At 59.5% G+C, this 210-nt stretch carries 1 pseudogene; it reads right to left on the bottom strand.

What is annotated here, in order from left to right:
* A pseudogene (locus AACU55_RS24620) lies at window positions 1–210 on the bottom strand (IS4 family transposase); the annotation flags it as partial.

Below are 210 nucleotides of genomic sequence, written 5' to 3'. Positions count from 1 at the left end.
CGCTGTCTGCCAGCTTTGCCGCCAGGCGCATCTCGTTCACGTCGTAACTGTCCATCACACTGGCCCGCAACAGGTGACTGCTCAGTTCCATCAGGCAGACCATGCGGACCTGAGGATATCCGCGTTCGCCGTGCTGGTTCGAAGCCTTACCGAAGGCCTCTGCATTTTCAGGCGTGTCCTGCGTATGCCAGACTACGCCATCGACGGCAT

It is taken from the genome of Rahnella sp. CJA17(1/100), from assembly GCF_963881615.1.
Lineage (GTDB): Bacteria > Pseudomonadota > Gammaproteobacteria > Enterobacterales > Enterobacteriaceae > Rahnella > Rahnella aceris.
This window is presented reverse-complemented; position numbering and strand designations above follow the sequence as displayed.